Genomic DNA, 13,686 nt, shown 5'->3' with positions numbered 1-13,686 from the left:
CGACATTGCGATCAGCCGTTCTGGCCCTGCTGTTCCGGTTGCAGATTGTTGCGAAGCGTCTGCAGGAAGCTACGGAAAAGCGCGACTTCCTCTTCGTTCAGTCCCTGTGTGGCCTGAAGAACGAGCTGGTCGATTTCGTGACCGACAGCTTCCAGCATGTCGGCGGATGTTTTCGTCAGGACGATACGTTTGGAACGCCTGTCCTGCGGGTCCTGCTGGCGTTCTATCAGATTGAGTGACTGCAACTTGTCGAGATAGGCGCAGATCGTCATGGGTTCGATGCCGAGACGGGCGGCGATGTCAGCCTGCTTGCTGCCATCGATAACCGCAACTGTCAGCAATGCTCTTGCCTCGCCGGGGGTAAGGCCCAGTCCGGCTTCCGAGATACGGCGCTCAAATGCACTGTTCAGCAGGCGTGCGCCGCTGTTCAGCAAAAATGCCAATGAATCTTTTTCGCGTGTGCCCATGCTTCGCCTTTTGGTAAGTCAGCCTTACTAAGTTTCGGACGATAAGCAATGGCGCATAAATCATATTATCGAAAATTGCGTAAAGTATTCGTCAGTTTGATTGCGGACGTCCAACAACATTGCCTGTCATCGTCACGTCGAAGCAAAAAAAGACAATACACCCTGCATTTTTTCCACTTCATCCGTCGTGCCAATGGAACGGGCAATCTCGATCCGGTCAGAAAAATACGTCACAAAGTCGAAATCCGTGTCGTCGGTCACGTCGGCAATGTCAATCACCTCGCCATTGGCATTCAGCGTCTGTGCCGGAAGTTCGGACGAAAGCTCAAGCCAGGTATCGTGGCTGATTTTTCCGGTATCGTAATATTCCTGCGCGATTTCCCGCAATTGCCGGGGGCTGACACGGGTGAAATCGATGCGGTCTATCGTTTCTTCAAAGCCGGTGGCCGCGTCGGATGGGGCTGCCTTGCCGAAATCGGGGCTTCCCACGGGGCTGCTGTTTTTGGGATTGTCCCTGAAAAGGAAACTATTGGCAGACCTTAAAGAATAAATCTCCATAATACATATCTCCATCATGGGATATTATTGCGAGAAATCAAAACATGCCGTCGCCATGCCGGTCAATACTTGGCGGTGTTGACGATCATGTCTTCCACACCAAATTCCGGCATATTGAATTGGCGGTGGAGGCATGCCCATATGGGCGTAAACCGGAATTGTACAAGGAAGATGAAATGCCATCCACGACCGCGCCCTATCCCGCACTCGTTACCTGGAACGGTCAGAACGGTCTGCCGAAATTCGATGCGGTCAAGGATGAGAATTTTGCTCCGGCCTTTGAAGCCGCCCTTTTGTCCCATGAACAGGAAATCGATGCGATTGCCGGCAATCCGCAGGCGCCGACCTTCGAAAACACCGTGACCGCGCTTGAAATCGCCGGCGACGAACTCTCGCGCATTTCGGCGCTGTTCTGGAATAAGGCGGGTGCCCACACCAACAGCGTCATTCAGGCACTGGAGCGGGAAATCGCGCCGAAAATGTCACGGCACTATTCCAAGATCGGCATGAACGAGTCGCTGTTCAGACGCATCGACACGCTATGGGAAACGCGCGATGCGCTTTCCCTGATCGGCGAGGAAAAACGCGTTCTCGAACGGCACTGGAAGGGTTTCGTGCGCTCCGGCGCAAAGTTGCAGAAGGACCGTCAGGAGCGTCTGGCGGCCATCAATGAAGAGCTTGCCGGTCTCGGCGCCAAATTCGGGCAGAATGTTCTGGCGGATGAAAAGAGCTGGAAACTTCTGCTTTCTACCGACGACGAGCTTTCCGGCATTCCCGGTTTTCTGCGTGATGCCATGGCGGGTGCCGCGCGCGAACATGGCGAAGACGGCAAATTTGCCGTTACCCTTTCCCGCTCCATCATCGAGCCATTCCTGACCTTCTCCGAACGCCGCGACTTGCGCGAGCAAGCCTTCAAGGCCTGGGTGGCTCGCGGCGAAAATGGTGGCGATACCGACAACCGCGCAACCGTCCGCCGTACGCTGGAACTGCGTGAGGAAAAGGCACAGCTTCTCGGCTACAAGAATTTTGCTGCCTACAAGCTGGACGACACGATGGCAAAAACGCCGGATGCCGTGAACGGTCTTCTGGGCCAGGTCTGGGAAAAGGCCGTGCTGCGCGCAGGTGAGGAGGAGGCTGAACTTGCCGCCATCATCGCCGCGGAGGGCAAGAACCACGAGGTGATGCCCTGGGACTGGCGCCATTACGCCGAAAAGCTGCGGGCACAGAAATTCAGCTTCTCCGAGACTGAATTGAAGCCGTATCTGCAATTGGAAAAGATCATCGATGCGTGTTTCGATGTGGCCAACCGGCTTTTTGCAATTCGTGCCGTCGAGATCAAGGGTGTCGCCGCCTATCATCCCGATGTGCGGGTTTTTGAAATCCGCGACGACAAGGGCGACCTGAAAGCCATGTTCCTCGGCGATTATTTCGCCCGCCCGTCCAAGCGTTCCGGCGCGTGGATGAGTTCGTTCCAGTCGCAGCACAAGCTGCCTTTGAAGAACGGCACTGTCGGTGAAATACCGATCATCTACAATGTCTGCAATTTTGCAAAACCGGCAGAGGGAAAGCCTGCGCTGCTTTCGCTCGATGATGCGCGCACGCTGTTTCACGAATTCGGCCACGCCCTGCACGGCATGTTATCTGATGTCACCTATCCTTCCGTTTCCGGAACGGGTGTGTCGCGCGATTTCGTCGAGTTGCCGTCGCAGCTTTACGAACACTGGCTGACCGTGCCGGAAATTCTGGAGAAATATGCCCTGCATTATGAAACCGGGGCACCGATGCCAAAGGCGCTGCTGGACAAGGTTCTGGCAGCACAGACCTTCAATGCCGGTTTCAGCACGGTGGAATTCACTTCTTCGGCCATCGTCGATATGGCGTTCCACACCCGTGACAGCGTCGGCGATCCCATGGTCGTACAAGGTGAGGTGCTTTCCGCCCTGAACATGCCGAAGTCCATTGTCATGCGGCATGCGACGCCACATTTCCAGCATGTGTTTTCCGGTGATGGTTATTCGGCCGGTTATTATTCCTACATGTGGTCGGAGGTGCTGGACGCCGACGCGTTTTCTGCCTTCGAGGAAACCGGCAACGCCTTCGATGGTGAAATGGCGCGCAAGCTGAAAGAGAATATCTATTCAGTCGGTGGCTCGATCGATCCGGAGGAGGCCTATCTCGCTTTTCGCGGCAAGATGCCAAGTCCCGATGCCATGCTTTTGAAGCGCGGCCTCGTATAAAAGACTGTCATATTCTTGAGCTAGAACCTGAGCGCAGGGGGCATATGACAATGCCCCCCTTTCGCATTTGCAAAAAAAAGGTTATGAGCGCGCCAAACTAAATTGGCGCATCTCACGACGGTAGCGCCCAACCTCAGAGATTTTGAACAATGGCAATTCGCAACATCGCGATTATCGCGCACGTTGACCATGGAAAAACGACGCTCGTTGACGAGCTTCTGAAGCAGTCCGGCTCGTTCCGCGACAACCAGCGCGTTGCGGAACGCGTGATGGATAGCAACGATCTCGAAAAGGAACGCGGCATCACCATTCTTGCCAAGGCGACTTCGGTGGAGTGGAAGGGTGTTCGCATCAACATCGTCGACACCCCCGGCCACGCCGATTTCGGCGGCGAAGTTGAGCGTATCCTGTCGATGGTGGATGGCGCGATCGTTCTGGTCGATAGTTCCGAAGGCCCTATGCCGCAGACGAAGTTCGTCGTCAGCAAGGCGCTGAAGGTTGGTCTTCGTCCGATCGTGGCGATCAACAAGATCGACCGTCCGGATGGCCGCCATGAAGAAGTCATCAACGAAGTTTTCGACCTTTTCGCAAACCTCGATGCTACCGACGAGCAGCTCGACTTCCCGATCCTTTACGGTTCCGGCCGTGACGGCTGGATGAACGTCAACCCAGAAGGTCCGAAGGATCAGGGTCTTGCACCGTTGCTCGATCTGGTTCTCGAGCATGTTCCGGAGCCTACTGTTGAAGAAGGCCCGTTCCGTCTGATCGGTACCATCCTCGAAGCCAACCCCTTCCTCGGCCGTATCATCACCGGCCGTATCGCTTCCGGTTCGATCAAGCCGAACCAGGCCGTGAAGGTACTTGGCCAGGACGGCAAGACGATCGAAACCGGTCGTATTTCCAAGATCCTCGCATTCCGCGGCATTGAGCGCACGTCCATCGATGAAGCCCATGCAGGTGACATCGTTGCCATCGCTGGTCTTTCCAAGGGCACTGTTGCCGATACCTTCTGTGACCCTTCCGTCACTGAGGCGATGACCGCACAGCCGATCGATCCGCCGACCGTTACCATGTCCTTCATCGTCAACGACAGCCCGCTTGCTGGCACCGAAGGCGACAAGGTCACGAGCCGCGTCATCCGCGACCGTCTGTTCAAGGAAGCCGAAGGCAACGTCGCGCTGAAGATTGAAGAAGCTGAAGGCAAGGATTCGTTCTTCGTTTCCGGGCGTGGCGAATTGCAGCTGGCAGTTCTCATCGAAACCATGCGTCGCGAAGGCTTTGAGCTTGCAGTTTCGCGTCCGCGCGTTGTCATGCACAAGGATGAGAACGGCGCCATGATGGAGCCGATCGAAGAAGTCGTGATCGACGTCGATGAAGAGCATTCCGGCGTCGTCGTTCAGAAGATGTCCGAGCGCAAGGCTGAAATGGCTGAGCTCCGTCCCTCCGGCGGTAATCGCGTTCGTCTGAAGTTCTACGCTCCGACCCGCGGCCTGATCGGCTACCAGTCGGAACTTTTGACCGACACGCGCGGCACGGCGATCATGAACCGCCTGTTCCACGACTATCAGCCGTACAAGGGTGCGATTGCTGGTCGCGTTAACGGCGTTCTTTTGTCGAACGGTTCGGGCGAAGCTGTCGCCTACGCCATGTTCAACCTGGAAGATCGTGGCCCGATGATCATCGAGCCGGGTGAGAAGGTTTATGCCGGCATGATTATCGGCATTCACTCTCGCGATAACGATCTCGAAGTGAACGTGCTGAAGGGCAAGCAGCTGACCAACATCCGCGCCGCCGGCAAGGATGAAGCCGTAAAGCTGACGCCGCCGATCCGCATGACGCTCGACCGCGCGCTTTCCTGGATCCAGGACGACGAGCTGATGGAAGTGACGCCGAAGTCCATCCGTCTGCGCAAGATGTTCCTCGACGCCAACGATCGCAAGCGTTTCGAAAAGGCGAAGCTGGCAGTTTGATTGCGGCTTCCCGTCAAGAATTTGAAAAAACCCGGCCGCGAGCCGGGTTTTTTTATGCGCATGTTTTATTTGTGCATGAGTCGAAAGACCCTTGTGTCAAAGGTTAAGGATGCGTTAATTTTTCTCGGTCGTCCACATGAATAGGCTGTGGGTAAGCTTGCTGTCGTTAACCTTTATGGCTGGCAAGTTTTCATGGTCGGGGCCAGAATCGCGTTATGAAAACGTTATCCATAGATGTTCGCCGAGCCGAACCGCAAGATGCGCGCGCAATAGCCGAAGCGCACCGTCTGTCATGGCAACAGGCCTATGCCGGGCTGATCCCGCACCGACCGCTGACGCAGATGCTGGAGCGCCGCGGCGAAATCTGGTGGAAGAAGGCGACCCGGGGTTCCGCAACCATGCTGGTGGTGGAAGTGAAGGGCGTGGTTGCCGGATATGCCACGCTGGGCTTAAGCCGTGCGCGTGGGCTGCCGCATGACGGCGAGATCTACGAGCTTTATCTGCGGCCGGAATATCAGGGCATCGGGCTTGGCTCGCTGCTATTCACGGAAGCTCGCCGGCTGCTGACCTCGCTCGGCTGCAACGGTGTTGTGGTCTGGTGCCTCGAAGATAGCGAGGTTGCCAATCGGTTTTTCCGTTCGCATGGCGGCCGGGACATCGCCGAGGGCATGGAAGATTTCGGCGGCAGGTCGCTGCGCAAGATCGGTTTCGTCTGGAACTAAGTACGCAGCCGGGTGATTTCACGCCGGTTTCATTTTTTCCGGTCGGCCATTCGCAATCCCGATGCCCTCAAATTCGGCATTCTGCCTTATCCGCCTAAAGCCATGTTGCAATACGGCGACTTTCCCAGTATCGAAAACCAAATCCAACCCCGTCGAATGAGGGAAGCGAATGCGTATCGATGCAATTTCCATTGGCAAGAATCCGCCGGAAGACGTGAATGTTATTGTCGAGGTGCCGGTTGGCGGCCAGCCGATCAAGTACGAGATGGACAAGGACGCCGGTGCGCTGATCGTCGATCGCTTCCTCTACACGCCTATGACCTATCCGGGTAACTATGGCTTCGTGCCGCACACGCTTTCCGACGATGGCGATCCGATCGACGTTCTTATCTGCAATACCCGCCCGCTGGTTCCTGGCTGCGTGATCAATGTGCGCCCCATCGGCGTCATGATCATGGAAGACGACGGCGGCAAGGACGAGAAGATCCTCGCCGTTCCGGTTCCGAAGCTGACGCGCCGTTACGACAAGGTCCACAACTACACCGACCTGCCGGAAATCACGCTGAAGCAGATCGAGCACTTCTTCGAGCACTACAAGGATCTGGAGCCCGGCAAGTGGGTGAAGATGGGCGGTTGGCAGGATGTCGACGTTGCCAAGAAGCTTATCGTCGAAGCCATCGAGCGCTACAAGACGCAGGGCTGATTTCAGCCCGTTGCCTTAGACTTCCAGCTTTCTAAAAAGCTTTTCGAAATCCTCCGGGTCGGTATCGATCCGGAGGATTTTTTTACGCGCTGTTTCACCTGAAATGAAGGTGATGGACGATTTGGGCAGGCCGAATTTTTTCGCCAGCAAAATGACCAGGGCCTTGTTCGCCTTGCCGCCTTCAGGCACTGCGCTGACGCGAGCCTTCAGATGGGCATTTCCGTCAGCATCCTGCTCCACGCCGTCAATGGCATCGCGTCCCCCGTTCGGGGTGAGGCGAACGGACAGGCGTATGTGATCGCCGTGTTTTTGCCAGAGGTCGCTCAAGCGACCATGGGATAGAGTGTATTCCACATGAAGGAGCGGATGAAGAAGATGATCAGCAGAAGGATGATCGGCGAAATATCGATGCCGCCGAGATTAGGCAGAATGCTACGGATTGGGCGCAGAACCGGCTCGGTGACGTTGACCAGAAAGCTGCCGATGGCATTCACGAACTGGTTGCGGGAGTTGATGACGTTGAAGGCGTAAAGCCAGGAAAAAATGGCGCTGGCGATCAGCACCCACGTATAGAGGTTCAAAGCCAGATCGATGGTCTGAAACAGGGCAAGCATCAATATCTCCGTATCTTGATTGCAAGACATTTAGACATTCGCTCGTGAACCGGCAAGTGTTGCGCCTATAGGGCTGGCGATTCTTGTCGTATCGCTCTATTGCAGACTTCTCATATTGTCTCGAGAGCACCCAGCCGATGTCCCTGCCTTCTGCCGAAAACCGCTTCGGTGCATTCCGGCATAGTTCCTATCGCCGTTTTTTCAGCGCCCGGTTTTTTTCGGCCTTCGCAATCCAGATCGTCAGCGTTTCCGTGGGCTGGCAGATGTATGAGGTCACCGGCAATGCCTTTTATCTCGGCTTGATCGGTCTTTTCCAGTTTCTGCCATCGCTGCTTTTGATCCTTGTCACTGGAACGGTGGCGGACAGGCACAATCGCCGGCGCATTATGGCCGTATGCCTTCTGATCGCGGCCGGTTGCGCGGCGGCTCTGCTTGGCCTGACGCTGGCACACAGCTTTTCTCCCTGGCCGGTCTTTGCCATTCTCGTCGTGTTCGGCATAGAGCGGGCTTTCATGGGGCCGGCGGTGCAATCGCTGGCTCCCAATCTTGTGCCTGTCGAGGATTTGCCGAACGCCATCGCCTGGAACTCCTCTTCGTGGCAGATGGCGTCCATTCTTGGCCCTGTCGCCGGTGGCCTGCTTTATGGTCTCGGCGCTTCCGTGGCCTATAGCGTGGCGCTCGTGCTGTTCATCGTGTCCGCTATGCTGGCGGTGACGATCCGCAAACCGGACCAACGAGGTCCGGCGAAAGCGATCAGCCTCGAGACCATGCTGGCCGGGTTCAAATTCATCTCGCAGGAAAAAGTGGTTCTCGGCGCCATCTCGCTCGATCTTTTTGCCGTGTTGCTCGGAGGCGCTGTCGCCCTGATGCCGATTTTCGCCAAGGAAGTGCTGACACTCGGGCCTTGGGGGCTTGGGCTTCTGCGCGCGGCACCCGGTATCGGCGCCATAACCGTCGCGGTCATTCTGGCGTTCAGGCCCATCCGCCACCATGCCGGCCTGCTGATGTTCGTCGGTGTCGGGTTTTTCGGCATTTCCACCGTGGTTTTCGGACTTTCTCAAACCGCATGGGTGTCCATTGCCGCATTGGTGGTCATGGGCGCATCGGACATGGTGTCGGTTTACGTGCGGGAAACGTTGATTGCGCTCTGGACGCCGGATGAGGTGCGCGGGCGCGTGAATGCGGTGAACATGGTGTTTGTCGGGGCGTCCAACGAGCTGGGTGAGTTCCGCGCCGGCACCATGGCCCATGTCGTCGGGGCCGTGCCAGCCGTCGTTATCGGCGGGGCGGGCACGCTTGCGGTTGCGGTCATCTGGGCACTCGGCTTTTCGAAGCTGCGCAGGATCGATAATCTCGACGCACCACGCTGACGCTGACGCTGACGCGCCTCAGCGCTGCGGTTTGCCTTCGAAAACCAGATCAAGGAAATTGCCAAGCCAGGACCGGAGCGGTGTGTCGAACAACATGCGCCCCTCCAGATGCTGGCTGCCGACCTGCGCATTGGGCATGCCGAAACGCTGTGCGCCACGCACCACCCAGCTGTGCATCATCGCGCGGGTCAGTTCTGCGTGAAACTGCAGTCCCCAGGCGTTTTTTCCGTATCGGTAAGCCTGGTTGGGATAGGTTTCGCCCGATGCCAGAAGCTCCGCTCCCCGCGGCAAATCGAACCCTTCGCGGTGGAAATGATAGACCATCTTCGGCCAATGCGGCATCAGCAATCGCCCGTGTTCGGTCGCATGAAGCGGATACCAGCCGATTTCCACCTTGCCTTCACGGTCGGCCTCTACCTTACCACCCAGATGTTTGGACAGCATTTGTGCGCCGAGGCAGATACCGAGAAAGGGTTTGTTTTCCTTCAGCGGCACTTTCAGCCAGTCAATTTCGGCTTTGATATAGTCATGCGGGTCGTTGGCGCTCATGGGGCCGCCGAAGATAATGGCGCCCGCATGTTTCTCCAGCGTTTGCGGCAGATCGTCTCCAAGCGCGGGGCGCCTTATATCTAGCCGATAGCCTTTTTCCACCAGCATCTGGCCGACGCGGCCGGGCGTGGAACGTTCCTGATGCAGGATGACGAGCAGCGAAGGTTGTTTTCTCTGTTGCCTGGAGGGGTCAAACAGCATCGTCTTCGTTTTCGCTTTCTTCAGCGGGTCCGGACCTGGTGGCGGCCTGCTGACGTTGCAGAACCCTGTCGCGCACGGAAACACCGAGTAGATCGGCCACGCGCCAGATCACATGATCTTCCATCTCGCTTCGTTCGCCGTCAGCGTAAACAATATCCCAGAGGATGCCAATAAGCTCCACGCGCTGCTCTTCATCGAGATGGCGGCGTATATCGGTGGTGAAGCGATAATAGTCTACCGCTTCCTTGCCTGCCTCCTGGCCGGCGGCAAGAAGCGCGTCCAGCTTGCCGGCATCGAGATGATAATAGTCGTGGAGGATCTCACGAAGGCGATCACGCTCGCTTTTGGAGACCGTGCCGTCCGCTTCCATTACCTGAAAACAGAGGGCGGCCACCGCGACCCTCAGATCATCGGGGCTGAATTCATCCGCATGCTGGCCAACGAGGTTTTGAATAAACGACTGGATCTGGTTGAACATCGATAGCCTGTCAGAAGAGTTTTAGCCGGGTTTTGGGTTCGGCTTCCACGCCGGGTTTCTTGACGCCGGGATCATCCGGTGCACCACCGAAAAATGGCACTGGTTCTGTCTTCGCATCCGCTGGCCTGGCTTCCACCGGAACTTCATTTGTTGCCGGCTTTTTCTCCTTCGGGGCAGATACGTCCGGCTTGACCTCGATGGGTGCGGGTTTCGTCACAACAATGGGCTGAGGTGCCACTTCAACAACGATCGGGGTCGGAGCCTGTTCGGTCCTTGCCGGTGCTGCTGCAATCGCATTTTCGATTGTCAGGTCTTCGACAGGTCCTTCAAGCTGGCCAAAAGGCGCTTTCCACTCGAACGCGTCGAGACGGCCTGTCACGGGCGAAACCGGAAGCCATTTTTCCGAAGTGACACCATCTGCCACCCAGACGGGATCACGCGGTGCGCGCAGCGCCTGCGCCATCCAGTAACGCACCCGCCCCTGATCGCCGGTTTCGGCTTCCTCGATGTCGGCCATCAGCAGGAAGATGCTTTCGCGCGGCTCGATCCGGGCGGCGGCTTCCGCTTTGGCACGCGCCTTGGCAAATTCCTTGGCGTCGAGAGCTGCCTGCGCCACGGCAAACAGAGATTCGATGTTGTTGGGTTTCAGGCTCTCAAGCCGTTCGGCACGTTTAAGGCGATCAATGGCCGTATCGCCGCTGCGCGCCCGAACATAGAGATCGGCGATCTGCGAGTGGGGATCGTTCTTCCATACCGGTTCCAGAACCGCTGCGGCCTTGCGCAGATTGTCTTCGCGCAGATAGGATTTTGCTGCGATCAATGCTGCGGGCACAAGGCTTTTTGCAAGCTTCAGGGCTTGTTTTGCGTCTTCACGCGCCCCCACCGGGTCGCTCTCCAGTTTTTCACCGGCCTTTGCGGTAAGAAGCACAGCTTTCAGCCGCTCAGCCTCGCCGCGTTGGATGACGCCTGCTGCTTTTTGCTGGTCGAGCAGGCGGATCGCGTCATCCCACTCGCCGTTGCGGCAGCGGGTTTCCAGCGTCGCCTGTGCTGCCCAGGGCAGGTAAGGGGCTTTTTCGGCTGCGTCCTCGGCATATTGCTGGGCTGCTTCATGGGCTCCCTGTCGGCGCGCCTCGATATAAAGGCCGCGAAGGCCAAGTTCGCGGGTTTCAGGATCGCGGGCCATCGCCTCGAATTTGCGCCGCGCCTCGTCATATTTGCCTTCGATGAGGTCGGCCTGCGCATCGAGCAGGTGGATCAGCGGCTCCTGATCAGCACTGAGAAGCCCCTGCGTGCGGGCCGTCATCTTGCGGGCCAGAATGGCGTTGCCGGCGCCGGCAGCGATGAGGCCGGTGGAGAGCGCCTGATAACCTCGGTCGCGCTTGCGGGCGCGAAAATAGCGTCGTGCCGCGTTCGGCGATGTCCATATGGCATTGACGACCCACCAGACCAGCATGACGGCCGCAACCAGTGCAGCAACGATGGAGGCGGCGACCATCAGGCTCATTTCGATCAGCTGGCCCTGCCAGACGATTGAGAGGACACCGGGCCTATCCGCCAGCCAGGAGAAACCGAAACCGAGCGCCAGAACGATGAGGACGAAAGTCAGAATTCTGGTCATGCCTTACCCCTGCTTGCCGGTGCTGGTGATGGCGCGGTTTAACGTGCCTCCCACCAGGTTTTCGACCTCGATGCGCGCATCCAGAGATTTTTTATAGTCGGCGGATGCTGTCTTGGCGGCCTCGGGAAGCCCATTCCATTCAAGTGCCGCACCCTGCAGATCTCCGTTGCGCAACTTGTTTTCCATGCGCGCGATCATGGCGTCGGGGGTCTCGCCTTCGATGTTTCCGACGGGGCGGACCTTCACCAGCGAAAAGGCACTTTCCGTCAGACGTTCCATGATGCCCTGATTGGGATCGGGCCGATTGATCGCCGAAAGCATCGCATTCGCAACGTCGGGGAATTTCTGCATCAGCTCCGAGCGCGATGGCACGCCGGTTGCGGCGAAAGACTGCAAGGATGCGATTGCCGGATCGTCCGGGGTTACCTTGGACAATGTGTCGAGTTCAGTGAGGAACGGCCCACCGCGATCGATCGCGGCTTTCAGTGCGGCCGACGCAATGGCGCGGGCGACTTCTATATCGTCGCGCGGTTCATTGATCTTGGTTTCCGCGTCAGTCAGGCGGCGTGTCAGTTCCGCCGTTGCTGAGGCCTGCGCGGAACGCTCTGACGTGAGCGCGGATTCCAGCGCGGTTATTTTTTCCGAAAGTGCGTCCACCTGCGGGGCTTCGCCCTTTGCGCCCTCAAGAGCGGCGATGCGCTGTTCCAGCGCTGAGGTATCCCCTCCTGCTGCGGGAACATTGGCGAGCTGCTGACGCAGGCTCCCTAGCTCGGTTCTCAATGCGGCAATCTCATCGCTTCCGGTCTTGCTCACATTAAACGAGGGCAGAATGCCGGCATATTGCATGCTGCCGGCAGCTGCGAGCGCCACGAGGCCACCCACGATACCCGCCGCGATCACACCGGAGGTTGCCGCCTGTTTGCGCTCGGATTGCTGTGGCGTGGATGGCTTGGCCGGTCCGGAGGATGACGCGCCTGTCGATGGCTTTGCGCCCGCCGAGGAAGCGGAAGCAGCGCTTGCGTCAGTCGCGCTGGTCACCGGTTTCGCTTCGGGTTTTGGCGAAGCTGTCTCGGGCTGTTTGTCGGCAGGTTTTTCCACCTGGGGCTTGCCGGTTGCCGGTTCCGCCTTGTGAACGTTCGGTGCAGGCTCCATGGGTGTTTTATGCGTCTGTTCCCAAACGGGAGCCGGGCTGGACGTTTCGGCTGCTTCTGGCTTGGGAGGAACGTTTGGCTGAGCTGCTGCCGGTGTCGTCTCGCCGGTCTTGTCATCAGTCTTCGCAGCATCCACGTCGGCGGAAATTGCTTTCACGTCTTTTGCGTCCAGGTCGATGGTGACCGGTTCGGCGTTTGACTTGGAGTGGCGTGGCGGCTTTCCCGATACCATGACAACCTCATTTCTGCCTGCAATAGTCTAAACCTAGTCAGTGACGGCGGCAAAGGAAAGAGGCGAGCCTGAATTAGGTTCCAGACTTTCGGTGGAGAAGTTCAAACATGGCTGCCTCGTTTGCCCCTTCGGCGGCTGCGGCGTTCGCGCGGAAGATTTCCGGAACCAGTGAAAGCACATTGCGGCTGATGCAGACGAATTGTGTGGTGGTCAGCGCCGCCACATATTTTTCCGACGATGCGTGGCGGAAAAAGGCCCGTGCGGCTTCCGACGAATAGAGCAGGACCACATCGGCAGCTGTCTTCACAAGTGCTGTTTCGAGCATATCGTCTGAAAGATCTGACGGCTGCATTTCGTAACAATCGACGGTCCGGAAGGAAATTCCCGCAGCGGCAATTCCGTCCTCGAACACGGCGCCTCGCGGCGTGCCGGCAAGATAGAGCAATGGATCTGTGCTCTCCGTTAGGGGGCGATGCTCCGAGACAAGCCCCGCGAGAGCCACCGCATCGCCAGATCCGGTGAGGATGTTTTGGAAGCCGATTTCCCTCGCCGCTTCCGCCGTCGCCTCGCCGACGGCGAAAAGCGGTTTTGAAAGATGGGGCGCAAGTCGGTGGCGGAAATCTCTAAGCGCCCGCAAGGCCTCGGCGCTGGTCACGGCGATGGCCGAGAGCGGCTCCGATAGCGCTGGTATGGCGCGCTGGCCGTGGTGGACGGGATGAAACAGCGGAAGAAGCACCGGCTCGTGACTGAGGGCTTCAAGCTTTGCGGCCGTCTTTTCGCCCGAACGAAGCGGCCGGGTGACGACGATCCGCATCG

The 13,686-nt window shown here is 57.8% G+C and carries 14 protein-coding genes; 5 read left to right on the top strand and 9 right to left on the bottom strand.

What is annotated here, in order from left to right; genetic code table 11:
- Positions 1-11 precede the first annotated feature (11 nt).
- Entirely contained in the window at positions 12-467 is a 456-nt protein-coding gene (locus ASD46_RS15565; protein WP_003516681.1) for a MarR family winged helix-turn-helix transcriptional regulator, read from the bottom strand.
- A 132-nt stretch (positions 468-599) separates the two neighbouring features.
- The gene (locus tag ASD46_RS15560) at positions 600-1,025 is read right to left on the bottom strand and encodes a hypothetical protein (RefSeq protein WP_025594566.1); all 426 of its coding nucleotides are present in this window, start codon (positions 1,023-1,025) and stop codon (positions 600-602) included.
- A gap of 176 nt (positions 1,026-1,201) precedes the next feature.
- Between ASD46_RS15560 and ASD46_RS15555 the strand changes: the two genes are divergently transcribed.
- The 4 genes from ASD46_RS15555 to ppa all read left to right on the top strand — a co-directional run bounded on the left by ASD46_RS15555 (position 1,202) and on the right by ppa (position 6,657).
- A complete protein-coding gene (locus ASD46_RS15555) occupies positions 1,202-3,262 on the top strand; it encodes a M3 family metallopeptidase (protein ID WP_025594564.1) in 2,061 nt (686 codons plus the stop codon).
- Between the two features lie 149 nt (positions 3,263-3,411).
- Positions 3,412-5,232, top strand: a complete 1,821-nt coding sequence (gene typA / locus ASD46_RS15550) for a translational GTPase TypA (protein ID WP_003516684.1) — start codon at positions 3,412-3,414, stop codon at positions 5,230-5,232.
- A 215-nt stretch (positions 5,233-5,447) separates the two neighbouring features.
- Positions 5,448-5,954, top strand: a complete 507-nt coding sequence (locus ASD46_RS15545; protein ID WP_003516685.1) for a GNAT family N-acetyltransferase — start codon at positions 5,448-5,450, stop codon at positions 5,952-5,954.
- Positions 5,955-6,123: 169 nt separating this feature from the next.
- Positions 6,124-6,657: an inorganic diphosphatase gene (ppa, locus tag ASD46_RS15540; RefSeq protein WP_003516686.1), complete on the top strand. Its 534-nt coding sequence runs from the start codon at positions 6,124-6,126 to the stop codon at positions 6,655-6,657.
- 15 nt (positions 6,658-6,672) lie between these two features.
- Here the strand turns inward: ppa and ASD46_RS15535 are convergent, their stop codons facing one another.
- Both ASD46_RS15535 and ASD46_RS15530 read right to left on the bottom strand, forming a co-directional pair.
- Positions 6,673-6,984, bottom strand: a complete 312-nt coding sequence (locus ASD46_RS15535) for a DUF167 domain-containing protein (RefSeq protein ID WP_025594563.1) — start codon at positions 6,982-6,984, stop codon at positions 6,673-6,675.
- Positions 6,981-7,271, bottom strand: a complete 291-nt coding sequence (locus tag ASD46_RS15530) for a YggT family protein (protein WP_003516688.1) — start codon at positions 7,269-7,271, stop codon at positions 6,981-6,983. Before ASD46_RS15530 ends, ASD46_RS15535 begins: the two co-directional genes overlap by 4 nt.
- A 137-nt stretch (positions 7,272-7,408) precedes the next feature.
- Here ASD46_RS15530 and ASD46_RS15525 point away from each other — a divergent pair, with 137 nt between their 5' ends.
- Positions 7,409-8,641 carry an MFS transporter gene (locus tag ASD46_RS15525; RefSeq protein WP_025594562.1) on the top strand — a complete coding sequence of 411 codons (1,233 nt, stop codon included), beginning with the start codon at positions 7,409-7,411 and terminating at the stop codon, positions 8,639-8,641.
- Between the two features lie 18 nt (positions 8,642-8,659).
- On the opposite strand, the gene ASD46_RS15520 is transcribed toward ASD46_RS15525, so the two are convergent.
- The 5 genes from ASD46_RS15520 to ASD46_RS15500 form a co-directional block, all read right to left on the bottom strand.
- Positions 8,660-9,391 (bottom strand): glutamine amidotransferase, encoded by a 732-nt coding sequence (locus tag ASD46_RS15520; RefSeq protein WP_003516697.1) that lies wholly within the window; start codon positions 9,389-9,391, stop codon positions 8,660-8,662.
- Positions 9,381-9,869, bottom strand: a complete 489-nt coding sequence (locus ASD46_RS15515) for a TerB family tellurite resistance protein (RefSeq protein WP_003516699.1) — start codon at positions 9,867-9,869, stop codon at positions 9,381-9,383. The genes ASD46_RS15520 and ASD46_RS15515 overlap by 11 nt, the downstream gene beginning before the upstream one ends.
- Before the next feature lie 10 nt (positions 9,870-9,879).
- A complete protein-coding gene (locus tag ASD46_RS15510) occupies positions 9,880-11,487 on the bottom strand; it encodes a heme biosynthesis protein HemY (RefSeq protein WP_025594560.1) in 1,608 nt (535 codons plus the stop codon).
- Positions 11,488-11,490: 3 nt separating this feature from the next.
- Positions 11,491-12,870, bottom strand: coding sequence for a COG4223 family protein (locus ASD46_RS15505; protein WP_035198794.1), 1,380 nt, complete (start codon positions 12,868-12,870; stop codon positions 11,491-11,493).
- A gap of 73 nt (positions 12,871-12,943) precedes the next feature.
- The gene (locus ASD46_RS15500; RefSeq protein WP_025594558.1) at positions 12,944-13,684 is read right to left on the bottom strand and encodes a uroporphyrinogen-III synthase; all 741 of its coding nucleotides are present in this window, start codon (positions 13,682-13,684) and stop codon (positions 12,944-12,946) included.
- Between the last annotated feature and the right edge of the window lie 2 nt (positions 13,685-13,686).

The sequence above is a fragment of the Rhizobium sp. Root491 genome, from assembly GCF_001427205.1.
In the GTDB taxonomy this organism is placed as follows: domain Bacteria; phylum Pseudomonadota; class Alphaproteobacteria; order Rhizobiales; family Rhizobiaceae; genus Agrobacterium; species Agrobacterium tumefaciens.
Note: the sequence above shows the minus strand (reverse complement) of the source record. Positions and strands in the feature narration are given on the sequence as shown.

Bases quoted from the DNA above. Each gene is read 5' to 3' on its own strand.
- ppa (WP_003516686.1), top strand. From the start codon at position 6,124: ATGCGTATCGATGCAATTTCCATTGGCAAGAATCCGCCGGAAGACGTG.
- typA (WP_003516684.1), top strand. From the start codon at position 3,412: ATGGCAATTCGCAACATCGCGATTATCGCGCACGTTGACCATGGAAAA.
- ASD46_RS15500 (WP_025594558.1), bottom strand. From the start codon at position 13,684: ATGCGGATCGTCGTCACCCGGCCGCTTCGTTCGGGCGAAAAGACGGCC.
- ASD46_RS15530 (WP_003516688.1), bottom strand. From the start codon at position 7,271: ATGCTTGCCCTGTTTCAGACCATCGATCTGGCTTTGAACCTCTATACG.
- ASD46_RS15560 (WP_025594566.1), bottom strand. From the start codon at position 1,025: ATGGAGATTTATTCTTTAAGGTCTGCCAATAGTTTCCTTTTCAGGGAC.
- ASD46_RS15545 (WP_003516685.1), top strand. From the start codon at position 5,448: ATGAAAACGTTATCCATAGATGTTCGCCGAGCCGAACCGCAAGATGCG.
- ASD46_RS15510 (WP_025594560.1), bottom strand. From the start codon at position 11,487: ATGACCAGAATTCTGACTTTCGTCCTCATCGTTCTGGCGCTCGGTTTC.
- ASD46_RS15555 (WP_025594564.1), top strand. From the start codon at position 1,202: ATGCCATCCACGACCGCGCCCTATCCCGCACTCGTTACCTGGAACGGT.
- ASD46_RS15565 (WP_003516681.1), bottom strand. From the start codon at position 467: ATGGGCACACGCGAAAAAGATTCATTGGCATTTTTGCTGAACAGCGGC.
- ASD46_RS15520 (WP_003516697.1), bottom strand. From the start codon at position 9,391: ATGCTGTTTGACCCCTCCAGGCAACAGAGAAAACAACCTTCGCTGCTC.
- ASD46_RS15515 (WP_003516699.1), bottom strand. From the start codon at position 9,869: ATGTTCAACCAGATCCAGTCGTTTATTCAAAACCTCGTTGGCCAGCAT.
- ASD46_RS15525 (WP_025594562.1), top strand. From the start codon at position 7,409: ATGTCCCTGCCTTCTGCCGAAAACCGCTTCGGTGCATTCCGGCATAGT.
- ASD46_RS15505 (WP_035198794.1), bottom strand. From the start codon at position 12,870: ATGGTATCGGGAAAGCCGCCACGCCACTCCAAGTCAAACGCCGAACCG.